Origin of the sequence: Streptomyces sp. NPDC000410, assembly GCF_040300305.1 — a bacterium.
In the GTDB taxonomy this organism is placed as follows: Bacteria; Actinomycetota; Actinomycetes; order Streptomycetales; family Streptomycetaceae; genus Streptomyces.
Genome location: NZ_JBEPDM010000004.1, coordinates 229,000 through 252,872, shown reverse-complemented (window position 1 = coordinate 252,872; position 23,873 = coordinate 229,000). Strand labels below are relative to the sequence as shown.

General features: G+C 72.4%; 23 protein-coding genes. 12 read left to right on the top strand and 11 right to left on the bottom strand.

Features of this window, described 5'->3' with window-relative positions; all coding sequences use genetic code 11:
* Positions 1-71 precede the first annotated feature (71 nt).
* Positions 72-1,037: an AraC family transcriptional regulator gene (locus ABT342_RS08065; protein ID WP_351568706.1), complete on the top strand. Its 966-nt coding sequence runs from the start codon at positions 72-74 to the stop codon at positions 1,035-1,037.
* Positions 1,038-1,064: 27 nt separating this feature from the next.
* Positions 1,065-1,916, top strand: coding sequence for a class I SAM-dependent methyltransferase (locus ABT342_RS08060; protein WP_351568703.1), 852 nt, complete (start codon positions 1,065-1,067; stop codon positions 1,914-1,916).
* Positions 1,917-1,999: 83 nt separating this feature from the next.
* Here ABT342_RS08060 and ABT342_RS08055 read toward each other — a convergent pair whose 3' ends face one another.
* From ABT342_RS08055 to ABT342_RS08040, 4 genes are all read right to left on the bottom strand, one after another.
* A complete protein-coding gene (locus ABT342_RS08055) occupies positions 2,000-3,052 on the bottom strand; it encodes a YeiH family protein (protein ID WP_351568700.1) in 1,053 nt (350 codons plus the stop codon).
* Complete coding sequence (locus tag ABT342_RS08050) at positions 3,052-3,618, bottom strand: cysteine dioxygenase family protein (RefSeq protein WP_351568697.1); 567 nt, start codon at positions 3,616-3,618, stop codon at positions 3,052-3,054. The genes ABT342_RS08055 and ABT342_RS08050 overlap by 1 nt, the downstream gene beginning before the upstream one ends.
* Before the next feature lie 154 nt (positions 3,619-3,772).
* Positions 3,773-4,678 carry a LysR family transcriptional regulator gene (locus tag ABT342_RS08045; protein WP_351568694.1) on the bottom strand — a complete coding sequence of 302 codons (906 nt, stop codon included), beginning with the start codon at positions 4,676-4,678 and terminating at the stop codon, positions 3,773-3,775.
* Between the two features lie 221 nt (positions 4,679-4,899).
* Positions 4,900-5,736, bottom strand: a complete 837-nt coding sequence (locus tag ABT342_RS08040) for an aldo/keto reductase (protein ID WP_351568691.1) — start codon at positions 5,734-5,736, stop codon at positions 4,900-4,902.
* A 328-nt stretch (positions 5,737-6,064) separates the two neighbouring features.
* Between ABT342_RS08040 and pqqA the strand changes: the two genes are divergently transcribed.
* The 4 genes from pqqA to pqqE all read left to right on the top strand — a co-directional run bounded on the left by pqqA (position 6,065) and on the right by pqqE (position 8,491).
* Positions 6,065-6,184 carry a pyrroloquinoline quinone precursor peptide PqqA gene (pqqA, locus tag ABT342_RS08035; protein ID WP_351568688.1) on the top strand — a complete coding sequence of 40 codons (120 nt, stop codon included), beginning with the start codon at positions 6,065-6,067 and terminating at the stop codon, positions 6,182-6,184.
* Positions 6,185-6,423: 239 nt separating this feature from the next.
* A complete protein-coding gene (gene pqqC, locus ABT342_RS08030) occupies positions 6,424-7,134 on the top strand; it encodes a pyrroloquinoline-quinone synthase PqqC (RefSeq protein WP_502965490.1) in 711 nt (236 codons plus the stop codon).
* Positions 7,131-7,394, top strand: coding sequence for a pyrroloquinoline quinone biosynthesis peptide chaperone PqqD (pqqD, locus tag ABT342_RS08025; protein ID WP_351568683.1), 264 nt, complete (start codon positions 7,131-7,133; stop codon positions 7,392-7,394). Before pqqC ends, pqqD begins: the two co-directional genes overlap by 4 nt.
* A complete protein-coding gene (gene pqqE / locus ABT342_RS08020; protein ID WP_351568680.1) occupies positions 7,391-8,491 on the top strand; it encodes a pyrroloquinoline quinone biosynthesis protein PqqE in 1,101 nt (366 codons plus the stop codon). Before pqqD ends, pqqE begins: the two co-directional genes overlap by 4 nt.
* A 285-nt stretch (positions 8,492-8,776) precedes the next feature.
* On the opposite strand, the gene ABT342_RS08015 is transcribed toward pqqE, so the two are convergent.
* A complete protein-coding gene (locus ABT342_RS08015) occupies positions 8,777-9,382 on the bottom strand; it encodes an NADPH-dependent FMN reductase (protein ID WP_351568677.1) in 606 nt (201 codons plus the stop codon).
* Between the two features lie 102 nt (positions 9,383-9,484).
* Between ABT342_RS08015 and ABT342_RS08010 the strand changes: the two genes are divergently transcribed.
* Positions 9,485-10,342 carry a helix-turn-helix domain-containing protein gene (locus ABT342_RS08010; protein WP_351568674.1) on the top strand — a complete coding sequence of 286 codons (858 nt, stop codon included), beginning with the start codon at positions 9,485-9,487 and terminating at the stop codon, positions 10,340-10,342.
* Here ABT342_RS08010 and ABT342_RS08005 read toward each other — a convergent pair.
* The 4 genes from ABT342_RS08005 to ABT342_RS07990 all read right to left on the bottom strand — a co-directional run bounded on the left by ABT342_RS08005 (position 10,299) and on the right by ABT342_RS07990 (position 17,370).
* Positions 10,299-11,072: an ABC transporter ATP-binding protein gene (locus ABT342_RS08005; protein WP_351568671.1), complete on the bottom strand. Its 774-nt coding sequence runs from the start codon at positions 11,070-11,072 to the stop codon at positions 10,299-10,301. The genes ABT342_RS08010 and ABT342_RS08005 overlap by 44 nt on opposite strands.
* Entirely contained in the window at positions 11,059-14,181 is a 3,123-nt protein-coding gene (locus tag ABT342_RS08000) for an ABC transporter permease subunit (protein ID WP_351568668.1), read from the bottom strand. Before ABT342_RS08000 ends, ABT342_RS08005 begins: the two co-directional genes overlap by 14 nt.
* A 12-nt stretch (positions 14,182-14,193) precedes the next feature.
* The gene (locus tag ABT342_RS07995) at positions 14,194-15,459 is read right to left on the bottom strand and encodes an ABC transporter substrate-binding protein (RefSeq protein ID WP_351568665.1); all 1,266 of its coding nucleotides are present in this window, start codon (positions 15,457-15,459) and stop codon (positions 14,194-14,196) included.
* A 111-nt stretch (positions 15,460-15,570) separates the two neighbouring features.
* A complete protein-coding gene (locus ABT342_RS07990; protein ID WP_351568893.1) occupies positions 15,571-17,370 on the bottom strand; it encodes an AMP-dependent synthetase/ligase in 1,800 nt (599 codons plus the stop codon).
* A 333-nt stretch (positions 17,371-17,703) separates the two neighbouring features.
* On the opposite strand from ABT342_RS07990, the gene ABT342_RS07985 reads away from it, so the two are divergent.
* Positions 17,704-18,372, top strand: coding sequence for a hypothetical protein (locus ABT342_RS07985; protein WP_351568662.1), 669 nt, complete (start codon positions 17,704-17,706; stop codon positions 18,370-18,372).
* 84 nt (positions 18,373-18,456) lie between these two features.
* Here ABT342_RS07985 and ABT342_RS07980 read toward each other — a convergent pair whose 3' ends face one another.
* Positions 18,457-19,344: a LysR substrate-binding domain-containing protein gene (locus tag ABT342_RS07980; protein ID WP_351568659.1), complete on the bottom strand. Its 888-nt coding sequence runs from the start codon at positions 19,342-19,344 to the stop codon at positions 18,457-18,459.
* A gap of 339 nt (positions 19,345-19,683) precedes the next feature.
* Here ABT342_RS07980 and ABT342_RS07975 point away from each other — a divergent pair, with 339 nt between their 5' ends.
* Positions 19,684-20,745 carry a bile acid:sodium symporter family protein gene (locus ABT342_RS07975; protein WP_502965489.1) on the top strand — a complete coding sequence of 354 codons (1,062 nt, stop codon included), beginning with the start codon at positions 19,684-19,686 and terminating at the stop codon, positions 20,743-20,745.
* The gene (locus ABT342_RS07970; protein ID WP_351568654.1) at positions 20,742-21,137 is read left to right on the top strand and encodes a (2Fe-2S) ferredoxin domain-containing protein; all 396 of its coding nucleotides are present in this window, start codon (positions 20,742-20,744) and stop codon (positions 21,135-21,137) included. Before ABT342_RS07975 ends, ABT342_RS07970 begins: the two co-directional genes overlap by 4 nt.
* Before the next feature lie 140 nt (positions 21,138-21,277).
* Here the strand turns inward: ABT342_RS07970 and fdhD are convergent, their stop codons facing one another.
* Positions 21,278-22,117, bottom strand: coding sequence for a formate dehydrogenase accessory sulfurtransferase FdhD (fdhD, locus tag ABT342_RS07965; RefSeq protein ID WP_351568651.1), 840 nt, complete (start codon positions 22,115-22,117; stop codon positions 21,278-21,280).
* A gap of 139 nt (positions 22,118-22,256) precedes the next feature.
* Between fdhD and ABT342_RS07960 the strand changes: the two genes are divergently transcribed.
* Both ABT342_RS07960 and ABT342_RS07955 read left to right on the top strand, forming a co-directional pair.
* Positions 22,257-22,631 carry a VOC family protein gene (locus ABT342_RS07960; protein ID WP_351568648.1) on the top strand — a complete coding sequence of 125 codons (375 nt, stop codon included), beginning with the start codon at positions 22,257-22,259 and terminating at the stop codon, positions 22,629-22,631.
* Positions 22,632-22,782: 151 nt separating this feature from the next.
* Positions 22,783-23,748, top strand: coding sequence for a beta-ketoacyl-ACP synthase III (locus tag ABT342_RS07955; RefSeq protein WP_351568645.1), 966 nt, complete (start codon positions 22,783-22,785; stop codon positions 23,746-23,748).
* Positions 23,749-23,873: the final 125 nt, after the last annotated feature.

The window sequence follows — 23,873 nt, the reverse complement described above, 5'->3', positions numbered from 1 at the left end:
TCGCGGCCGAGAGCTGGACTCTCCATGCGTCAGAGACTCAGGGCCATACGTCTGCGTCTACGCTCGGCCGTATGGACGCACTCGCCGGACTGCTCGACGGACCACGCGCCAGAGGCGCGTTCCTGCTCCGCATGGTGATGGAGCCGCCCTGGTCGGTGCGGGTCGAGGACCACGCCCCGCTCTGTCTGATGACCGTCACGCGCGGCGAGGCGTGGATCGTGCCCGACACCGGCGAGCCCGTACGACTGCGCCCCGGGGACGTCGCGATCGCCCGCGGCCCGGAGCCGTATCTCGCGGCGGACTCCCCGACGACACCGCCGTACGCGCTGATCGGCCCCGGCGGCAACTGCACCACCCTCCAGGGCGAACCGCTCGCCCAGTCGATGAGTCTGGGCGTACGGACCTGGGGCAACGCCCCGGACGGCGCGACGACCGTGCTGATCGGCACGTACCAGATGGACGGCGAGGTCAGCCGGCGGCTGCTGGACGCCCTGCCCGGGTTGCTGCACCTGCCCGCCGATGTGTGGAACTGCCCGCTCATGCCGATGCTCGACGACGAGATATCCAAGGACGACCCCGGGCAGCGCGTGGTGCTCGACCGGCTTCTGGACCTGCTGCTGATCGCGGTCGTACGGGCCTGGTTCTCGCGGCCGGGCGCCGAGGCGCCCGCCTGGTACCGGGCGATGGGCGACCCCGTCGTCGGGCAGGCGCTGCGGCTGATGCAGAACGATCCGGCGCACCCCTGGACGGTCGCCTCGCTCGCCGCCAAGTGCGGGGTGTCCCGGGCCGGGCTCGCGCGGCGCTTCACCGAGCTGGTGGGGGAGTCCCCGATGGCGTACCTCACAGACTGGCGGCTCGCGCTGGCCGCCGATCTGCTCCGGGAGACGGATCGGACCGTCGAGGCGGTGGCCCGGCAGGTCGGCTACAGCGGCGCGTTCGCGCTGAGCGCCGCGTTCAAGCGGGTACGCGGAGTCAGCCCGCAGGAGCACCGGACCGGCGCGGCTGTTTTGCCGAAAGCGCAACAAAGCTCGCCGTGACGGCCTCCCTGCCCGCACCCTGTCGCCATGAGCCATCACCACCACCACGACACCACGCACATCGACTGGAACGACATGGGCCCGCAGCTGGAGCGCGGTGCCGAGCTGCACCGGCCGCTCTACGAGCAGGCCGCGGCCTGGATCGGTGAGCAGGTGCCCGCGGCCGCGGTGCGCCGGATCCTCGACATCGGCAGCGGGCCGGGGGTGATCAGCAGCATGCTCGCCGACGCGTTCCCGTACGCCGAGGTCGTCGCCGTGGACGGCACGCCCGAGCTGCTCGAACGCGCCCGCGCCCGCGACGGACGCCTCCACACCCGAGTGGCCCAACTGCCCGACGACATCGACGAGCTGGGCGAGGCCGACCTCATCTGGGCGGGCAACGCGGTGCACCATCTGGGTGACCAGGGCGCCGCCCTCACGACTCTCGCACGGCTGCTGCGCCCCGGCGGACTGATCGCTGTCGCCGAGGGCGGCCTGCGGCCGCGCCATCTGCCCCGGGACCTCGGCTTCGGCCGCCCCGGCCTCGAAGGCCGCCTCGACGTGGCCCACGCGGAGTGGTTCGCCCAGATGCGCGAGAGCCTGCCGGGCGCCACGGCGCAGACCGAGGACTGGCGTGCCCTGCTCGCCGCCGCCGGCCTCACCCCCGGCGCCACCCGGTCCTTCCTCCTCGACATCCCGGCCCCGGTGCCGGCGGCCGTACGCGAGCACGTGGTGGCCACGTTCGCCTGGCTGCGCGAGGGTCTGGCCGGTCAGCTGTCCGCCGACGACACCGCCGCCCTGGACCGCCTCCTGGACCCGGACGACAAGCAGGGCCTGACGCACCGCCCGGACTGCTACCTGCTGGCGGCCCGTACGGTGTTCACGGCGCGGCGCGCCTAGGCCGTGTCTGACAAATACCGCCGTCCGCCCGCAGGGCGGGGGCGGGATTTGTCAGACACGGCCTAGGCCCGTCACTTCCTGACCTATGCCGTCAGCAGCACGCCCGCGTACGACGCCGTGGCGATCAGCACCCAGGCGGTCAGCCCGACGGCGGCGACCCGCACACCGGTGCGGGTGAGGGACGGCAGATGGACCGCGCTGCCCAGGCCGAAGAGGGCTGCGGCGAGCAGTAGTTCCTGTGCCGTGCCGGCGGCGGTCAGGGCGGACGATGGCAGCAGTCCCGTCGAGCGCAGCGCCACCATGGCGAGGAATCCGAGGACGAAGAGCGGCACCAGCGGGGGGCGTCCGGTCGCGGGGGCGTCGCGGCCGCGGCGCCTGGCGGCGATCACGAAGCCCGCGACCAGCGGGGTCAGCAGCGCCACCCGCATGAGTTTGACCAGGACGGCCTCGCCCAGCGCGCCGCTTCCGGCGGTCTGGGCGGTGGCCACCACCTGCCCCACATCATGGACACCCGCTCCCACCCAGCGTCCGAACTCCACGTCGGTCAGCCCCAACGGGCCGTGCAGCAGCGGCAGTACGGCGATGGCGAGCGTGCCGCACAAGGTCACCAGCGCGACCGACGTGACGGCGTCCTCGTCGTCGCTGTCGCGTACGGCGCTCACCGCGCCGATCGCGGAGGCGCCGCAGATGGAGTAGCCGGTGGCGATCAGCAGCGGCTGGTCACCGGGCAGCCCGAGCCGGCGCCCCAGCCACCACGTGCCCCAGAACGTGGCGGCCACCACCGCGAGAACCATGCCCACCGTCGCCCAGCCCAGACCCAGGACGTCCGCCATGCTCAGTCGGAGACCGAGCAGCACGACTCCGATGCGCATCAGCCGCTTCGCGGCCAGGGTGAGGCCGGTACGGCACCGGCCGTGGACGCGGGTGCGCAGCCAGGGGCTGTGCGCGGCGGCGATGCCCAGCACGACGGCGGCGGTGAGCATCGGCACGGCGGGCAGTGCGGAGTGCACCAGCCATGCCGCGCCCACACCGGCGGCCGCCAGCCCGAGTCCCGGGCCCGGGCCGGTGGCCCGGGTGGCCCCGGCGGCCCTGCCGCGGGCCGCGATGCCGTGCGCGCGTGAACCGGCGCGGGCCATCACCGGTCGGCCGGCAGGCGGTAGACGCGCCGGATGCTGGTGCCCAGACGGGAGACGTCGGCGCCGTACACATGGAGGGACGTGGCGGTGCAGGTTCCGGCATTGCGTACGAGGTGGATGTCTCCGGGCGGGGCGAAGGCGGATACCGCGCCGCGCGGGTTCACCACGTCCTGCGTGGCCACCAGCCGGGCCGTCTCGCCATGCGGGATCAGCTGATAGCGGCGCTCGTGCTCCTCGCCTTCATGAACGCCGGTCACACACCAGGAGACGTGGTCGTGGATCGGTGTGACCTGCCCGGGCAGCCAGACCAGGGCCACGACGGAGAAGCTGCCGTCGTGCTCGGCGTGCAGCACATGCTGGCGGTAGCGCTCGGGGTCCCCCTCGCACTGCTCGGCGGTGAGCAGGTCGGGCATGCCCAGGTGCGGGACGAGCTGCTCCGCCACGAGCCGCGCCGTGGGATCCGGTGGCAGCCCGCGGCCCACGGTTTCGCGTATCTCCGCGACGAGGGCGCGCAGGCGTGCGGTGCTCCGGGGAGCGGTGGTCGTGGCTGCGTTCGGGGGGGTCATGGAGGCAGCGTCCGCCCGCCCGCTCGCGCGCGTCCAAGGAGGAATGCTTGCCGGGTATCCAACAAGCGCTTATGTATGGGGCGCGGCCGGCCCCGGCTCAGCAGCCGAGCTTCCGTTCAGCGGCGCAGCTTCTGTTCAGGAGCACAGCTTCCGTTCAGCAGCCGAGTTTCCTTTCTGCCACCGCCACGAGCCGGTCCAGCACGAGGGCTGTCGCGGGGATCCGCTGGTGGTCGCGGAGCACATACGCATAGACCTGACGGCGGGTGTGCGGCTCCAGGATCCGGCCTGTGACCTTCTGGTGGCAGAGGAACGACAGGACCAGCGCCGGCACCATGGCGATTCCGACCCCCGCCGCGACCAGGCTCTGCATCACCAGGTTGTCGTCCGTCGTGCACGCGACATCGGGCGAGAACCCTTCCTCGGCGCAGGCCTGCAGGAAGTTGGCACGACAGCGCAGACAGCCCGCGATCCACCGCTCGTGCACAAGATCGGCCAGGCGCACGGCGCGGCGCCGGGCCAGCGGATGCCCGGTGGGGAGCAGCACGGTCAGCGGGTCCTCCAGCAGCCGGATCTCCGACAGTTCGTCAGGAATCTCCGCCGACTGGCCCGGATATCTGAAGGCCAGGGTGATGTCGCAGGCGCCCTGAGCCACGAGCCGCAGCGATTCGGGGGGCTCGCTCTCCACCAACTCCACTCTGATGCCCGGGTGTTCGGCGGCCAGCCGGGCCATGGCCTCGGGAATGATGGTCGCCCCGGCGCTGGGGAACGCGCAGACCCGCACGCGCCCGGAGCGTAACCTCGCTATGCCGTCGATCTGCTGCTGAGCCGCCGTCAGACTGTCCAGGATCGTCCCGGCGTGCCGGGTCAGCGCCTCCCCGGCCTCGGTGAGCCGGATGCCCCGTCCGACCCGGGTGAACAGCGGTGTGCCGACATCCCGCTCCAGCGCCTTCATCTGCTGGCTGACGGCCGGCTGGGTGTAGCCCAGCGCGCGTGCGGCGGCCGAGTAGGAACCGGTCCTGACGACCTCGTGAAAGGTCTTGATGTACCGGGAGTCGAACACAGCAGAAAGCATAAGCGGAAATTGGGAGCGCAGAAGATTGTGCGGGCGCCGCTTTTGAGGTGACGTCGGCCAGGGAGCGACCGGTTCCAGCCGTCACCACGGGAAGGGCGAGTCGGTGTCCTCCCGCTGCCGGACGCGCCGGCCAACGATCTCGTCATCGGGCGCGGCGACGCGATCATGTGTGCCGCCCGGATCCCTCGGCCGGGCGGCACAGCGGCGGATCAGGCGCCCATGGAGAACGTCGCCGGGTCCGGGCCGAGCCGCCGGCCCTCGTCCAGGGCGCCGAGGGCGGCCAGGTCGTCCGCGTCCAGTTCGAAGCCGAACACGTCGATGTTCTCCCGGATCCGGGACGGGGTCACGGACTTGGGGATGACCACGTTGCCCAGCTGAAGGTGCCAGCGGAGCACGACCTGGGCCGGGGTCTTCCCGTGCTTCTGGGCGATGGCGACGATGGTCGGCACCTCCAGGAGGCCCCGGCCCTGGCCCAGCGGCGACCAGGCCTCGGTCGCGATGCCGTGCTTGGCGTGGAGGGCGCGCGACTCGGCCTGCTGGAGCTGCGGGTGCAGCTCGATCTGGTTCACCGCCGGCACGACGGAGGTCTCGCCGAGCAGCCGCTCCAGGTGTGCGGGAAGGAAGTTGGAGACGCCGATGGCCTTGGCGCGGCCCTCGGCGTAGATCTTCTCGAGGGCCGCGTACGTCTCGACATAGGCACCCTTGGCCGGAACCGGCCAGTGGATCAGGTACAGGTCGACGTAGTCGAGGCCGAGCTTGTCGAGCGAGGCGTCGAAGGCGCGGAGCGCCGCGTCGTACCCCTGCTCGCTGTTCCAGAGCTTGGTGGTGACGAAAAGCTCCTCGCGGGGGATCCCGGAGGCGGCGACGGCCTGGCCGGTGCCCCGCTCGTTCGCGTAGATGGCCGCCGTGTCGATGCTGCGGTAGCCGGCCTCCAGGGCCGTGGAGACTGCCGTCGCCGCCTCGTCGTCCGGCACCTGCCAGACGCCGAAGCCGAGCTGCGGCATGGTGACGCCGTTGTTCAGTGCGAGAGAGGGAACCGTGCTCACGAGCGGTCGATCCTTACGTCGTCGGTTGGTGCTCCTGTGGTCAACGATCGCTTCCGTGGGTGCATTCCCCGCCATTCATCCGGGGAAGTTGGCCCGAACAGCTCCGACCTCATCCGTCCGGAACCGGCCCGGAACCGGCCCGGAACCGGCCCGGAACCGGCCCGGAACCGGCCCGGAACCGGCCCGGAACCGGCCCGGAACCGGCCCGGACCATTGACCGCGTCCCGTCAGGGCGCAACTCTATTGCGCATCGCTGAACGTGGTGCATCCATGTGAACGGCAGTGAACGCGGCCCTGACCCCCACCTCTCAGGAAGGCAGGTACGGCCATGCAGGAAACGTCCGACGCACGGGAACCATCGGAGGAGACGGCCGGCTGGCAGACCCCCGAGTACGTGGTCGTCGACACCGCGCTCGAGGTCACCGCCTACGCCCTCACCGACCGGTAGGACCCACCGCCATGCTGCTGCAGGTGCTCGGCACCGCGGCGGGCGGTGGACTGCCCCAGTGGAACTGCGTGTGTCCCGGCTGCGCCGGGGCACACGCACACCCGCACCGGCGCCGCCGGCACGCCTCGCTCGCACTGCGCGCGGACGAGGGCCGCTGGTACCTCGCCGGCGCCACCCCCGGCATCGGTGACCAGATCGAGGACAGCCCCGTGCTGGGACGACCGGACGGTGATCGAGCTGTGAGCACGCAGACCAGTACGGAGATCCGGAGCCGGGAGGAGCTCACGGCCCGGCTGCGCGCCGTGGCCACCGAGCGCTACCACGACCGCCACCCCTTCAACGTACGGATGCACGAGGGCCGCCTCAGCCCCGCCGAACTGCGCCGCTGGATCATCAACCGCTTCCACTACCAGCGCCACATCCCCGTCAAGGACGCCCTGATCCTGGCCAAGTTCGACGACCCGGCACTGCGCCGGGCCTGGATCCGCCGGATCCAGGACCACGACGGGGAGAAGGACGGCGACGGCGGCATCGAGCGGTGGCTGCGCCTCGGCGAGGCCGCCGGGATCGAGCGCGGGCGCCTCGAATCGGGGGACGAGGTGCTGCCCGGCGTACGGCTCGCGGTCGACGGCTACGTCAACTTCTGCCGGCTCCGGGGCCCGCTGGAGGCGGTCGCCGCCTCGCTCACCGAACTCTCCGCGCCCACCATCATGCGCACCCGCATCGCCGCGTTCGAACAGCACTACCCCTGGATCGATACCGACGGCCTCACCTACTTCCGGCGCCGCATCGACCAGGGCGGCCGTGACAGCGAGGAGGCGCTCGCCCTGGTCCTCCGGTGGGCCGGGACCCGTGAGCAGCAGGACGCGGCGGTCGCGGCCCTCGGGTTCAAGTGCGACGTCCTGTGGTCGCTGCTCGACGCCGTCGACAACGCGGGGGAGCGGCCATGACGGCCGCGTCCTGGAAGCCGGTCCTCGCGCGATCGGTGATGCTCCGGTACGACCGGGTGCGTGACACGGATCTCCTCGTCCTGCCGGAGCGCGTCGTCGTCCTGAAGGGCAACGCCGGGGCCATCGTGCGGCTCTGTGACGGTGAGCGCGACGTGGACGCGATCGTTGCCGAGCTCGCCGCACGTCATCCCGGCGCGCCGGTCGCCGACGACGTGCCCGCCTTCCTCGGCCGACTCAGGAAGGAGGGGTGGCTGCGATGACGGCCGTCGATCCGCCGTGGGCGCTGCTCGCCGAGCTCACCCACGGCTGTCCGCTGCGCTGCGCGTACTGCTCCAACCCCGTCGAACTGATCGGTCCGTCAGCAGAGTTGACCACCACCCAGTGGATCGACGTCCTGCGCCAGGCCGCCGACCTCGGCATCGTCCAGATGCATGTCTCCGGCGGAGAGCCTCTCCTGCGCCGCGATCTCACGGCCATCGTCGCGGCAGCCGACCGCGCCGGCATCCACACCCAGCTCGTGACGAGCGGCGTCGGCCTCCACGAGAAGCGGCTCGGGGAGCTGATGGACGCGGGGCTGCGCAGCGTCCAGCTCTCCGTCCAGCACGCGGACGCCGCCGCCTCCGAACGCATCGCGGGCGCCCGCTCGTTCGCGGCGAAGGAGCGCGCGGCCCGGCTCGTACGCGCCGCCGGGCTGCCACTCGGCCTCAATGTCGTCCTGCACCGCGCCAACCTCGACGCCCTGGACGACATCGTCGAGCTCGGCCTCGCCTGGGGCACCGACCGGATCGAGCTGGCCAACACCCAGTTCTACGGCTGGGCCCTGGTCAACCGCGACACCCTGCTGCCCGGCCGCGAACAGGTCGACCGGGCCCGCCGCTCCGTCGCCGCCTGGCGGGACCGGCTCGGCGGGCGGCCGGAGCTCGTCTGGGTCGTCCCCGACTACGTGGACGGCACGGCGAAGCCCTGCATGGGCGGCTGGGGCTCCGTCTCGCTCACCGTCGCCCCCGACGGGACGGTGTACCCCTGTCCGGCCGCCGCCCCGCTGCCCGGTCTCGACGCGCCCAACGTCAAGGACCATCCGCTGGAGTGGATCTGGCGGGAGTCCAAGGCGTTCACCCTCTACCGGGGCGAGCAGTGGATGAGCGAGCCCTGCCGCAGCTGCGAGCTGCGCACGCGGGACTTCGGCGGCTGCCGCTGCCAGGCGTACGCGCTCACGGGGGACGCGGCGCGCACCGACCCGGCCTGCCGGCTCTCGCCCGACCACGGCCTCGTCCGCGCGCTGGTGGACGCGCCGCGCGAGGGCCCAAGCCCGGTCCCCGCGTACGTCTACCGCGACGAAGGCCATCGAGCGCCATGAGGCGATCAGTTGGCTCGGCGCATTCCTGCTCACGAACGAACAACTCCGGAAGAGGTGACGGACGAGATGACGCACGAGATGCCCGAGTTCCCTGCCCCCGGCCCGGCGCATCCCGCAGGGCCGTACCGGGCGCAGCCCTCGGCGGTGCCGTCGCCGCCGGACTGCCCATGGCGTCCGCCACGTCCGCCGCCGGTACCGCCGGGGCGGACAGGATCCTCCGGGTGACCATCGGGTAGATCGCCCCCGGCGCGGAGCCACCCCGTACTCCGCGCCGGGAGCCGTCCGTCAGGCCGCCGCGCCGAACGGGCGGTCCCGCCGGGCGTCGTGGAGGAGCGAACCCCACCAGTCCAGCTGGTCGAGCATGACCTTCGCCGTGCCGTTCGGGCCCTCGGGGGCGATGAGCGTCCCGTCGGGTCCGAACAGCTCGTAGTAGCGGGGGAAGGAGACGTAGTCGCGGACCGTGTGCGCGTCCAGCTCGTTGAAGACCTGCCGCAGCTGCTCGATCGCCAGCAGCCCGCCGCTCGCGCCGCTGTAGCCGACGAACCCGACGGGCTTCTTCTGCCACTGCGTGAAATGCCAGTCGATCGCGGCCTTGAGGGACGCCGGGAAGCTGCGGTTGTAGTCGGGCGTCACGACGACGAACGCGTCGGCCTCGTCGAGCCGCCGGGTGAGGTCCGCCATCCCGTCGGGGCGGGGCAGATCCGGCTGCAGCGCCGGCGGGACGGACGGCAGCGCCAGCGGCAGCTCCGTGTCCGCCAGGTCGATCACATCGACGGTGAACCGGCCGTGCTGCCGGGCCTGTTCGGTGAACCAGCTCGTGACGACGGGGCCGAAACGGCCCTCGCGGACGCTGCCGTTGATCACTGCGAGATTCAGGTTCTGTGAGGTCATGGCCATCAATCTGCCGGTCGGCGCGGGGAGCAGGAAGGCCGCGCCGAGACTGGTAGTGGCAGGGCCACGATCCGGGCGCGGGGCGGCTGTTACGTTCGACGGGTGAGCGACAACGAGCTGGGCCTCTTCCTGCGCACCCGCCGCGAGGCCGTCACCCCCGCCGAAGTGGGACTGCCCGCCGGCCCCCGGCGCCGTACGCCCGGTCTGCGCCGGGCCGAGCTGGCCACCCTCGCCGGTGTCAGCGTCGAGTACGTGACCCGGCTGGAGCAGGGCCGCGACCGCAGGCCGTCCCCTCCGGTGCTCTCCGCGCTGGCGGACGCGCTCCGGCTGACCCCGAGCGAGCGCGTCCATCTGCACCGGCTGACGAAGGCCGCCGACGGTAACTTCCGCTGCATGGGCGGTGCGGCCCCGGCCCGTACGGTACGACCCACCGTGCGGGCCCTCCTCGACCGCCTGGAGCCCACCCCCGCCGTGCTGCTCAACCGGCTGAGCGAGGTCCTCGCCTGCACGGGGGCGTACGACAGGCTCATGGGCCCGCTCGGCCTGCTGGACGACACCCCGCCGAACCTCGCACGGTTCGTCTTCACCGACGACCGGGCCCGCACCGCCTTCCCCGACTGGGACCATGTCGCCGACGAACAGGTCGCCGCGCTCAAGCAGGGGCCGTTCCGGGCCGACCCGGCCGTCGCGGTCCTCGCCGACGAACTGACGGTCACCGCGGGGACGGCCTTCGCCGGACGCGTGGACACCGTGCCGGGGCTCCCGAGATCCGGCGGGATCATGCGCCTGGTCCACCCCGAGGCGGACGACGCGCTGCGCCTGGCGTACGAAACCCTCGAACTGCCCGCGGAGGACGACCAGCGCCTCATCGTCCACCTCCCCGCCGACGACGCCACCGCGGCCGCGCTGGACCGCCTCACCGGACGTCGGCCGGGGGCGCTGCGGGCGGTGTCGGGCTGAGGGGCGCCGTACCGAGATAGGCGTCCCGCACCCTCGGGTCCGCGCGGACCTCGGCCGGGGTGCCCGCGCCGAGGAGCTCGCCCAGGTCGAGCACGACGACGCGGGCGCACAGCTCCATCACGAACGCCACGTTGTGCTCGACGAGCAGCACCGCACAGCCTTCCTCGTCCGCCATGTGCCGGACGACCGCGGCCAGTTGAGCGCGCTCATCGGCGGACATTCCCGAGGCGGGCTCGTCGAGCAGCAGCACGCGCGGGGGATCGGCGAGAGCGCGGGCGAGCTCGACCATGCTGGCCTGGCCGACGGGGAGCGCGCCCGCGTACGTCTCCGCGAGCGCGTCCAGCCCGCAGGTGCGCAGGACGGTCGCGGCGCGGCGGCGGCGCTGCGCGTACACGCCGCGCCGCACGCGGCCGCGCCACTCCTGCGCCACCAGAAGGTTGTCCCGTACCGTCAACTGCCCGAAGAGCTGCTGGCGCTGGAACGTACGGCGGACACCGTGGCGGGCCCGCCAGACGGGGGAGCGGCGCGTGATGTCCGCCCCGTCGAGGAGCACGCGGCCCTCGTCGGCACGCCGGATCCCGGACAGCACGTCGAACAGCGTGCTCTTCCCCGCCCCGTTGGGCCCGATGAGCCCGCAGATCTCGCCCGGGCGCAGGCCCACGCCCACCTGGTGCAGGGCCCGCACCCCGCCGAACCGGACGCCGATGCCCTGGGCCTCAAGCACGTACATCCCCCGACCTCTCCTTGATGCCCAGGTACGCCTCGGTGAGCCGGTCCTTCTCCACCTCGGCCCGCGGGCCGCACCAGGTCACCCGGCCCTGCGCGAGATACGCCACGGTGTCGGCGATCCCGAGGACCTCGGCCGCCTTCTCCTCGACCAGCAGCAGCGCGGTGCCCGCCGCGCGCAGCTCCGTCAGCAACCGGAACACCTCCTCGACGACGCGCGGAGCCAGCCCGAGCGACGGCTCGTCCGCGATCAGTACGGCGGGCGGGCGCTGGAGGAGCGGGGCGAGGGCGAGCATCTGCTGCTCACCGCCCGAGAGCGAACCCGCGTGCACGGCGCGTCGTGCGGCGAGCCCCGGGAACCGCTCGTACACGGCCTCCCGGTCCGCGCGGTCGCCGAGCCGCACGGCCAGGTTCTCCTCGATGGTGAGCCCGGGGAAGATCCCCCGCCCCTCGGGCGCCAGCAACACCCCTCGCCGCGCCCGCCCCACGGCCCCGTCCCGCGTGGCGTCCCGCCCGCCGACGGCCACGCTCCCCTCCTGCGCGGCCAGCACCCCGGCGGCGACCCGGCACGCGGTCGACTTCCCGGCACCGTTGGGCCCGAGCACGGCGAGGATCTCCCCGGGCGCCACGCGAAGATCCACACCCCGCAGCACGGCGGCGCCCCCGTACCCGGCGTGCACACCGCGCAGTTCGATCGCGGTGGGTGCCTTTTCCTCCGCCGCGCTCCTTCCCGTGGCTGCGGGCGAGCCCCCGGCCTCCCGGACCTCCGACGCGGGGCCTCCCCACGCACGGTGCCCCTGCGGGGGTGGTTCGCTGTCTCCACCCGAGCCCCCGGCTTGACGCGCAGGGTGTCCCTCCGGGGCCGGGGCGGGGTCCGCGACCTGCGGCACGGGGCCTCCCGGCGCCGGGCCTGTCTGTGGCGGCGCGAAGCTGCAGTCGTTGGGGGTGTGGGGGCGCAGCCCCCGCAGATCGTCCCCCCGCACGGCGGGGGGCTGGGGGCTCGCCCCCAGTTTCGGGAAGGGGCGGGGTGGGGGAATCCTCCCTGGCGGAGCACCACCAGCCGGGCGGTCGTTCGCGCCCTGCACCCCCGCCGGGGCCCCGCCGCTTCCGAGGGGCCGGGCGCCCTGCCCGGGCTGCCCGCGCGGCGGAGGCGCAGGCGCCCCGGCCGCCGGGGCGCCGGGTCCACGCCCCGGGCCACCTGCCCGCGCCGCCCGCCGCGCGTGCAGCCGCGTCGGGATCGCCGCCGCGTACCCGTCCGGGTCGTTCGCCAGTGCCAGCCCCGCCAGGCCGAACAGGATCACCGGAAGATGCGCGGACTGCGTCACGTACTCGGACATCACATGCGGGACCAGCGCGAACACCAGCCCCGCCACCACCGCGAACTGCGGCCTGCGCACGCCGGCCGCGACCACCACCGCCAGCCACACCAGACCCGTCATCGCGGTGAAGTCGGTCGCCGTGATGCGCGTGTTGTACGACGCGTACATCACGCCCCCGAAGCCCGCGAGCCCCGCCGACAGCGTGAACAGCAGCAGCTTCGTCCGCACCACCGACACCCCCGACGCCGTCGCCGCCGCCGGGGCCGAACGCACCGCCAGCATGGCGCGGCCCGCCGGGGAGTTCCGCAGCGCGCTGAGCGCGGCGACCGCGACCGACACCAGGACCACGAGCGCCACGCCCATCGCCCGGTCGTCGGTCAGGTCCACCGGACCGAACACCGGGCGCGGGATCTCCCACCCGGTGTCACCGTTGCGCAGCCACCGGAACTGGAACAGCACCTGGTCCGCCAGGAACGCCAGCGCGAGCGTGGCCAGCGCCAGCGACCGGCCCCCCAGCCGCAGCGCCGGGAGCGCCACCACCGCCCCCAGCAGCGCGGCCGCGCACGTGCCGACCAGCGCCGCCGCCACGAACGGCCACCCGTGGCTCATCAACAGCCCCGCCACCAGGGCCGCCCCCGTCACGAACGTCGCCTGCGCGAGCGACACCATCGCGCCGAGACCCGTCACCACGGCGAAGGACACGAACACCAGCGAGATCGCGAGCCCCTGCGCGAGGATCCCGCTCCAGAAGGGGGTCGTCACGGTGTAGAAGGCGGCGGCCAGCAGCACCGCCGCGCCCACCCACACGCCCCACCTGCGCCCCCACGACTTCCCCGCCAGATAGTCGACCGGCGGTGCGTCGACCGCCGCGGTCCCGGCCGCGCGCCGCCGCCGGTCCATCACCAGCAGCCCGCCGAACAGGATCAGGAACGGCACGGCCGTACGGAACCCGGTGATCCCCTCCGCGAACGACGCGTACCCGGCGACCAGGTTCTGCAGCACCCCCAGCGCCAGCCCGCCCGCGAAGGCGAGCGGCACCGACGCGAAGCGCCCGAGCACCGCCGCCGTCGCCGAGACGAAGAGGAAGAGCGTGTAGTCGTGGGCGGACAGGCCCAGCAACGGCGTGGCGAGGACGCCCGCGAGGCCCGCGAGCCCCGACGACAGCATCCAGGCGATCGACGACAGCCGGTCCGCGCTGATCCCGCGCAGCTCCACCAGGCCCCGGTTGTCGACGGCGGCCCGCAGCAGCAGCCCGAGCCGGGTGTGCCGCATGAGCACCCACAGCCCCACCGCCACGACCGCCGTCGCCACCCAGGTGATCAACTGGTCGGAGTCGATGCCGACACCGTCCATGAGCTGCCAGGACACGGCCGGACTCGGCCCGACCCCCGGCAGCCCGTACTGGTTCTCGGCGGGCACGACCGGTGCACCCGCCTCCGACAGCAGCTCCACCGCCCACAGTCCCGCCGCCGGCAGCGCGACGAGCAGGCCGATCGTCGCGACGATCTGCGCGGTCTCGCCGACCCGTGCCAGTTTGCGGAACATCAGCCGGTCGAGAGCCCAGCCGATGCCCGGCGCCACGACGAGGACCAGCAGCAGCGCCGTGGGCACGGCGGGCCAGCCGAAGCCCGAGTGGAGTTCGTAGAAGGTGAGCGCGCACAGATAGGCGGTGGCGCCGTGTGCGAAGTTGAACAGCCCGGACGCGGAGTACGAGAGCACGAGCCCGGTCGCCAGCAGCGCGTACAGAGCCCCCGAGACCAGCCCGCTCAGCACGAAGCCCAGCAGATCACCCACGGTCCGTGCCCCCTACGCGAAGGGGATCGGCGGGTAGCACTTGAAGGGCGACGACACCTCGTACCGCCCGTTCCTCAGCTGGACGAGCGCCCCGCAGCCGAAGGCCTGCTTCTGACCCTTGGGCAGGGCCCGGTCGCCGACCAGCGTCCCGGTGTCCGAGAAGGAGGAGGCGGCCTTCTGGAAGGACTCGACGGTCAGGTCCTTACCCGCCTTCCCCGCGATCGAGAGGAAGAGGTCCGCCGACATGTAGCCGGTCAGCATGTGCATGTTCAGGGGGACGTCCTTGCCGCCCGACGCCTTCTTGACGTCCTCCTTGAACTGTCGCATCGCCGGGCTCTCGCTCTCGAACGGCTCGAACTGCAGCAGCACGTGCACCCCGTCCAGCGCCTGCCGTGTCGCGTCCTTCGTCAGCAGCCCCGGGTCGTAGTCGGTCGGGTCGGAGATGACCCCCTTGAAGCCGGCCCGCTTCAGCGCCGTGAACAGCCCGATGTTGTACGGCGTCTGCATCACGGAGACCACGGCGTCCGGCGCCTTGCCGCCGTTCGAGCGCAGGATCTCCTTCGTGTACGCCGACCAGTCGTTCGGCGTCGATACGGCGGGCACGGCGGCCTTCGCGTACGAGACCTTGTAGCCGGCCGCGGTGAAGCCCTGGGTGAAGGTGCGGATGCCGAACTTGCCCGCGTCGTTGTCGGTGGCGATCAACGCGACCGACTTGCCCTTCGTCCCGCCGAGGACCGTCCCGAGGCCCTCCGGCCAGGTCTGGTTCAGGGTCCCGCCCGGCATCGGGACGAGGCAGCCGTTGAACCCGTAGATGTGCTTCGGTCCGCAGAAGGAGGGCAGCGTGCCCCAGCCGAACGTCGGCACCTTCTGCTGCTCCAGGAAGTCGGCTCCGGAGAAGGTGACCGAGCTCATCGGGGCGATCGCGAAGACCTTCTCCTGCTGGACCAATTTCCGTGCAGCGGCCAGGTTCTTGGCCGGATCCTGACCGTCGTCCTCGGCGCCCAGGTACTCGATCCTGCGGCCGCCCACGCCCCCCTCGGCGTTCGCACGGTCGTAGCGGGCTCTGGCTCCGAGGTCGGTGTCCTTCTTCGAGTAGCCGCTGGCGGTGGTCATCGAGACGATGCCCCCGACCTTGATGGAATCGGCGGTCACGCCACGCGTGAGGGCGCCTCCCCGCACGTTCGGTTCGCCGCCGGTGGAGGCGGAATTGCAGGCGGTGGTGAGCAGCAGCGCGGAGGCGGCTGCGGCTGCGGCGATGGTGCGGATCGGTCGCAACACGGTCGGATCCCTCCCTCAAGGTTCTGCATTTCCCCGGGGGACGCCCCCCGGACCCCCGGCGGGAATTGTGCGGTCGACCTGATGGACCGTCAATAACTGACGCGCCATCAATTATCGGTACAGCGCGTCGACCTCCGCCGCGTACGCCGTCTCGATCGCCTTCCGCTTCAGCTTCAGCGACGGCGTCAGCAGCCCGTGCTCCTCGCTGAACGGATGCGCCAGTATCCGGAACGTGCGGATGGACTCGGCCTTCGACACCAGCGTGTTGGCGGCGACCACCGCGCGCCGGATCTCCATCTCCAGATCCGGGTCGCGCACCAGGTCCGCCGGTGACATCGACGGCCTGTCGCGCATCGCCAGCCAGTGCGCGACCGCCTCGCTGTCCACCGTCACCAGCGCCGCGACGTACGGGCGGTCGTTGCCGACGACGATGCACTGCGCCACCAGCGGATGCGACCTGACCCTTTCCTCCAGTCCTGCCGGCGACACGCTCTTGCCGCTCGCGGTCACCAGGATCTCCTTCTTCCGCCCGGTGATCGTCAGATAGCCGTCCGCGTCCAGTGCGCCCAGGTCTCCGGTGGCGAGCCAGCCGTCGTTGAGCACGGCGTCGGTGGCCTTGGGGTTGTTGAGGTAGCCGCCGAAGACATGGGCGCCGTGCAGCCACACCTCCCCGTCCTCGGCGATGTGGACGGTCGTCCCGGGGATCGGCTGCCCGACCGTGCCGTACTTGGTGCGCTCCGGCGGGTTCGCGGTCGCGGCCGCGCTCGACTCCGTGAGTCCGTACCCCTCGAAGATGGTGACGCCCGCGCCCGCGAAGAAGAGCCCGAGCCGGCGGGCCATTCCGGAACCGCCCGACATCGCGTGCCGCACCCGGCCGCCCATCGCGTCCCGGACCTTGCCGTACACCACCTTCTCGAAGAACTGGTGCTGCACGCGCAGCGCCGCCGACGGCCCGGGACCGAGACGGAAGGCGCGGTGCTCCATGGCCTCCGCGTACCGCACCGCCACGTCCACGGCCTTGTCGAACGGCCCGGCCTTCCCGTCGGCCTCCGCCTTGCGGCGGGCGGCGTTGAAGACCTTCTCGAAGACGTACGGCACGGCCAGGATGAACGTCGGCCGGAACGCGGCCAGATCGGGCAGCAGGGCGGACGCCTGGAGCGCCGGCTGATGGCCCAGCTTGACCCGGCCGCGGATCGCCGCGACCTCCACCATCCGCCCGAAGACATGCGCGAGCGGCAGGAACAGCAGGGTCGCGGCCTCGTCGCCGGGCTTGGAGTGGAAGACCGGCTCCCAGCGCTGGATGAGGGTGTCCGTCTCGAACATCAGGTTGGCGTGGGTGATCACGCATCCCTTGGGGCGGCCCGTGGTGCCCGACGTGTAGATCACCGTCGCCACGGACTCCGGCGTGACCGCGCGCCGGTGCCGCTGCACGACGTCCTCGTCGATGTGCTCGCCCGCCTCCGTCAGCTCTGCGACGGCTCCCTTGTCGAGCTGCCAGAGCCGCTTGAGGCGGGGCAGCCGGTCGATGACGGAGCCGATTGTCATCGCGTGGTCCTCCTGCTCGACCATGCAGGCGGACACCTCGGCGTCGTGCAGCATCCAGAAGACCTGCTCGGCGGAGGAGGTGGGATAGACCGGCACGGACTGCGCGCCGACCGTCCACAGGGCGAAGTCGAAGAGGGTCCACTCGTAGCGGGTACGGCACATCAACGCGACCCGGTCGCCGAAGCGCACGCCGTGCGCGAGGAGCCCCTTGGCGAGGGCGAGCACCTCGTCGCGGAACTCGGCGGAGGTCACATCGCGCCACCGGCCCTCCGCGTCCTTCCGGCCGAGTGCGACGCGGTGGGGATCGTCCAGGGCGTGATCGAACACGGCATCCGCCAGTCCGCCGACAGGGGGTGCCGCCGCCAGGGGTGGAACCGTGAATTCACGCAATGACCTGCTCCTTGTGGCGCTCCGCACAGCGCCGGTGACGGTACCCCACGAGTCGTTCGCACGGGAGGGCCTTCAATGAGTCGGCACAAATCGCATCGGCGCTGGTCAGCACCCCATTTTCGGCCACGGCTGGATCCCTGCGGGCCCGGATCTGACTTCGGAGTAAGTAGGGGCGCGGGAATCTGCACCGAATCTGTACGCGGCGGACACGCACGCTCTACGCGGGGTCGGACGTTTGCGGTCCGGCGGAGACCGAACCTAGAGTCACCCGCGATCATGAACACGACTTTCGGGGGAGTTGTCGAACCCATGCGTACAAGAGCCATACGCGCCACAGTCACCAAGGCTGCCGCGGTCACCGCGGCCCTGCTGGTCCTCACCGCCTGTGGTGGGGGAGACGGCGACCAGCGGGCGGCCGACGAGGCGCTCGGGGTGAGCGCCGGACAGGGCGGGGACGATCCGAGCGACCCCAAGGAAGGCACGCTGGAGAACCCGTCGAAGAACGGCGGGGTCAACGGCTCGGCCCCCGACGACGCCACGGGCTTCGCGGGGCTGCCGGTGGCGGGCAGCATGAAGGCCGCGGCCGACTTCGTCTCCATGTACGCCGCCTGCGAGGACCTCGGCACGAATCCCGAGGACGAGCGCTTCTACGAGATGGACGCCGAGTACGACAGCAGCTGGGGCGTGACCGAACGCGGTGTGTGCAGTACGGGCCAAAGCGACCAGCGGACCAGGATCTTCATGGCCGCGGACATGAAGAAGTTCCAGTCGGCCTTCAAGGCGACGAACAAGGGCGCCGGTCCCCTCATCGGCCAGGACTTCGTGGTCAGAGCGGTCGGCGACGACGACCTCCAAGCGCTCATCGACGCCGGTCTCCTCCGGATCAACTGCGAGCCGGGGTTCGACGCCCCCAGCGGGTACAAGAAGGAGCCGGCGCTCGTCGAGGGCTGCGTGCTGACGGACTACTCCGAGAGCTGACCGGACGCGGGACCGGGGCGTCCGTACGGGCCGGGAGCGGGTCCGGCCCGGTCGGTGCGCGCCACCACCGCGCGTCCGGCGCGCTCAGTGCGAACCGGCCGACGGGCGGTGCAGCCGGTCGCCGCCCGCCAGGATCGCCGCCGCCAGGGCGTCCGCCGCCTCGCGGGCGCCGTGCGGAGCGCCCGTCCGGTGCCCGTGCAGCAGGACGAAGTCGACGGCGCCCAGCTCCGGCAGCCCGGCCCGGGGCGGGACGGGCGTCAGGCCCGGTGGGATCAGTCCCCGGGTGTGGGCCATCACGCCCAGGCCCGCCCGCGCCGCCGCGACCAGACCGCTCAGGCTCGCGCTCGTACAGGCGATACGCCACGCCCGGCCGTCCGCCTCCAGGACCTCCAGGGCGCGGGCGCGGGTGATCCCGGGGGGCGGGAAGACGATCAGCGGGACCGGCCGCTCCGGATCGAGTCGCAGCTGCGGGGCGCCGATCCAGGTCAGCGTGGACTGCCAGACGAGCTGACCGTGCGTGCCTCCCGGCGGCCGTTTCGCGAGCACCAGATCGAGGCGGCCCGCGTCCAGCTGTTCGTGCAGGGTGCCGGACAGCCCGACCGTCAGCTCCAGGTCGACCTCGGGATGGTCGCGGCGGAAGGACTCCAGGATCTCGGGAAGCCGGGTCAGGACGAAGTCCTCGGACGCGCCGAAGCGCAGGCGGCCGCGCAGCCGGGTGCCGGCGAAGAACGCGGCGGCCCTCTCGTGCGCCTCCAGGATGGTCCGGGCGAAGCCGAGCATGGCCTCACCGTCCTCGGTGAGCTCCACGCTGTGGGTGTCCCGGGTGAACAGCTGCCGGGCCGTGGCCTCCTCCAGCCGCCGCACATGCTGGCTGACGGTCGACTGGCGCACACCGAGCCGGCGGGCGGCCTGCGTGAAGCTCAGCGTCTGGGCGACGGCGAGGAAGGTGCGCAGCTGGGCGGGGTCGTACACACCCCCAAGCTATCGCGCATCGTGATGACAGTCAGAGTGGAGTGCGGGATTCCCGATCGCCGTCCTCGCCTGGAGGATAGGGACCCACGACAAGCGAAGCCGAGAACCCCGCACGGGTCGGAGAACCCCGCACGGGGACCGAGCACCCCGCACGGGCCGGAGAACCCCGCACGGGCCGGAGAACCCCGCACGGGCCGGAGAACCCCGCACGGGGACCGAGCACCCCGCACGGGGACCGAGTAACTCGCACGTCGACCTTGCACCGAGAGCACGTGGAGCACCGTGAGCCGCCGCATATCCCCGCGACTGCCGTCCTGGCTGCCGATCGACCCGTACATCATGGCGCTGATCGGCACAGTGGCCCTCGCGGCACTGCTGCCCGCGTCCGGGGCGGCCGCCGAGACCGTCGGCGGGGTGTCCACCGGCGCGGTCGCCCTGCTCTTCTTCCTCTACGGGGCCCGGCTGTCGACCCGGGAGGCGATGGACGGCCTGCGGCACTGGCGGCTGCATCTGACGGTGCTGGCCGCCACCTTCGTGATCTTCCCGCTGCTCGGGCTCGCGGCAGGGGGACTCGTCCCCTTCGTCCTCACCCCGCAGCTCTACGGCGGCCTGCTGTTCCTGTGCCTGGTGCCCTCCACGATCCAGTCGTCGATCGCCTTCACCTCGATGGCGCGCGGCAACGTGGCGGCGGCGATATGCGCCGGTTCCTTCTCCAGCCTGGCCGGGATCGTCCTCACCCCGCTCCTCGCGGCGCTTCTGCTCGGGCAGAGCGCGGGCGGGTTCTCCGGGGACGCGCTGCTGAAGATCGTGCTTCAGCTGCTCGTACCGTTCCTCGCGGGGCAGTCGCTGCGCCGCTGGGTCGGAGGATTCCTCACCCGGCACAAGAAGTTTCTGGGGTACGTGGACCGCGGCGCGATCCTTCTCGTCGTCTACACCGCGTTCAGCGAGGGCATGACCGCGGGCATTTGGCACCAGGTCACCCCCGCCCGCCTGGGGGCGCTGCTCGGTGTCGAGGCGGTGCTGCTCGCGGTGATGCTCGCGCTGACCTGGTACGGACCGAAGCGGCTCGGCTTCGGCCGGGCGGACCGCATCGCGATCCAGTTCGCCGGGTCGAAGAAGAGCCTCGCGGCCGGACTGCCCATGGCGAGCGTCCTGTTCGGCGCGCAGGCGAGCCTGGCGGTGCTGCCTCTGATGCTCTTCCACCAGATGCAGCTCATGGTCTGCGCGGTCATCGCCAAACGCCGCGCCGCCCAGGTGAGTCCGGTCACGTCCCGGCCCGTCGAGCATGCTCCGGGACGGGGTCCGCAGGAGGTCGAGGACGGGCACCCGGATGCGGACGCTGCGCTTCAGGGGCAGGCCGTCTCCCGCGCGGGCCGCGCGCCTGACAAGATCGCCGAGTGAGCTCGTACTCCATACGCCCCTTCGCCGCCCGCCGCCCCTGCACCCTCGTCGTCTGCCGCGGCTGCTGCTGCGGCAACGCGCGCAAGCACCCCGGCACCGATCACGACGCCCAACTCCGCCGGCTGCGCGAGTCCGCGGCCGCGTCGGACGGCCGGTTCGAGGTCCGTACGAGCGACTGCCTCGGACCGTGCGGGCAGGCGAACGTGGTCGTCGTGCAGCCCTCCACCGAGGCCCGCCGCCGGGGCGCCCGCGCCGCGTGGGTCGGGTGGGCGCTGGACGACGACGCGACGGACGACATCCTGGCCTGGGCCGAGGCCGGCGGCCCGGGTGTGGCCGAGCCGTCCACGACACTGGCCCTCCAGTTCGTCGCGCCACCCGAGCCCGGCAGGTAGCCGCCGCCCGTCGACCGCGCCCGGCAGTTGGCTGCCGCCCGTCGACCGCGCCCGGCAGTTGGCTGCCGCCCGTCGACCGCGCCCGGCAGTTGGCTGCCGCCCGCCGCCCACGCCCCGTAGGCAGCCGCCGCGGCAGTGCGTCACACCTCCGAATGAAGGGCGACGCGCTCCTCACCGGCGTACACGTTCATGTCGGGGCCGCGCAGGAACCCGATCAGCGTGAGCCCCGTCTCCGCCGCGAGGTCCACGGCCAGTGACGACGGTGCGGACACCGCCGCCAGCACCGGAATCCCCGCCATCACCGCCTTCTGCGCCAGTTCGAACGACGCCCGCCCCGACACCAGCAGGATCGCCCGCGACAGCGGCAGCAGATCCTCCCGCAGCGCCCGCCCGATCAGCTTGTCGACCGCGTTGTGGCGGCCCACGTCCTCCCGCACGTCCAGCAGCTCGCCGTCCTCGGAGAACAGCGCGGCGGCGTGCAGGCCCCCGGTCCGGTCGAAGACCCGCTGCGCCTCCCTCAGCCGGTCGGGCAGGCGGGACAGCAGCGCGGGCTCGACCCGGACCCGGGGAGTGTCGGCGATGGGGAAGCGGGTGGCGGTGCGTACGGCGTCCAGGCTGGCCTTGCCGCACAGCCCGCACGACGAGGTCGTGTACACGTTGCGTTCGAGCGTGATGTCCGGCACCGGAACGCCCGGCGCCAGCCGCACATCGACCACGTTGTACGTGTTCGCCCCGTCGTCCTGCGCGCCCGCGCAGTACACGATCGAGCGCACGTCCGCAGCCGCGCCGATCACGCCCTCGCTGACCAGGAACCCCGCGGCGAGTGCGAAGTCGTCGCCCGGCGTGCGCATCGTGATGGCCAGCGGGCGGCCGTTCAGCCGGATCTCCAGCGGCTCCTCGGCGACGAGCGTGTCCGGCCGGGCGGAGACGGCTCCGCCCCTGATCCGGATGGTGCGGCGGCGCTCGGTCACGCGTCCCATGTGATCGGTCCCGGTTCTGTAGGGGGTACTCATTGTCCGCCATGCGACCGCCACGGCCGACGGTGCGCCGGGGCGCCACTGATGGCAGCGTGGACACGGCGGCCCCGCCGACAGCACCGCCCACAGACAGGAGCCAGCGATGACCGGCGAGATCTCCTTCTTCGAGCTCGGCGTGGAGGACGCGGACAAGGCCCGTGCCTTCTACGGCGGGCTCTTCGGCTGGACCTTCGAACCGGTCCCGCCCGGGAGCGGCTACTCCGTCACGACGCCGAACATCCCGGGCGGGGTGCACGGCGGGGACTCCGGGGCGGGCGCGTACCTCTTCTTCGAGGTGGACGACCTCGATGTCGCGCTCGCCCGGGTCGTGGCGCTGGGCGGCATGGTCGAGGCCGGACCCGGCGGGCACGACGACCACGCCAATTCCACCGCGCGCTTCGGGCGCTTCCGCTTCTGCCGGGACGATCAGGGCTCACCGTTCGGACTCCACCAGCCACCCGCTTCCGAGGCAGGCTGACCGGGGGCGCCGAAGGGTGGGTCTCCAAGGAGTGAGGTGGGACTCTCCAAAGAGTGACGGGTGTTTCCTGTTGGTTTACCTGTCCGGTTACCCGTGAGTCGCTGACGACACTGGAAGGCTCCTGACGTCGACAGCAAAGGGGTCCCCGGGCATGACCGGCATGACCGGCACTACCGGCACTCGTATCGCCGCGCTCGGGCACTACCAGCCCGCCAAGGTGCTCACCAACAACGACCTGGCGGCGATGGTCGACACCAGCGACGAATGGATCGCGAGCCGGGTCGGCATCAGGACCCGCCACATCGCGGAACCCGACGAGCCCGTCGACGAGCTGGCCGCCCACGCCGGAGCCAAGGCGCTCGCCTCGGCCGGGCTGACGCCCGCCGACATCGACCTGGTCCTCGTCGCCACCTCCACCGCGACCGACCGCTCCCCGAACACCGCGGCGCGCGTCGCCGCCCGGCTCGGCATGGGCTCGCCCGCGGTCATGGACCTCAACGTCGTCTGCGCCGGGTTCACCCACGCCCTGGCCACCGCCGACCACGCCGTACGCGCCGGGTCCGCCACCCGCGCCCTCGTGATCGGAGCGGACCAGATGTCCGCCATCACGGACTGGACCGACCGCACCACCTGCGTGCTCGTCGGCGACGGTGCGGGCGCCGCGGTCGTCGAGGCCTGCCCGGAGGGCACGGAGCCCGGCATCGGTCCCGTGCTGTGGGGCTCGGTCCCCGAGATGGGGCACGCGGTACGCATCGAGGGCACGCCGCCCCGCTTCGCCCAGGAGGGCCAGACCGTCTACCGCTGGGCCACCACCCAGCTCCCGCCGATCGCCCGCCGCGTCTGCGAGCGGGCCGGGCTCGCGCCCGAGGACCTGGCCGCCGTCGTGCTGCACCAGGCCAACCTGCGGATCATCGAGCCCGTCGCCAAGCGGATCGGCGCCGTGAACGCGGTCGTCGCCCGCGATGTCGTCGACTCCGGCAACACCTCGGCCGCCTCGATCCCGATGGCCCTGTCCAAGCTGGTGGAGCGCGGCGAGGTCACCTCGGGCGCGCCCGCACTGCTCTTCGGCTTCGGTGGGAACCTCTCGTACGCGGGACAGGTCATCCGCTGCCCCTAGGCCGTGTCTGACAAATACCGCCAGGCGGGATTTGTCAGACACGGCCTAGGGCCTGTCCGGTGGACGGCCTGATCCACGAGCCGCCCTCGGGTCTTCTCCGAAGGTGCGGCGCGTGCGGACCCTGG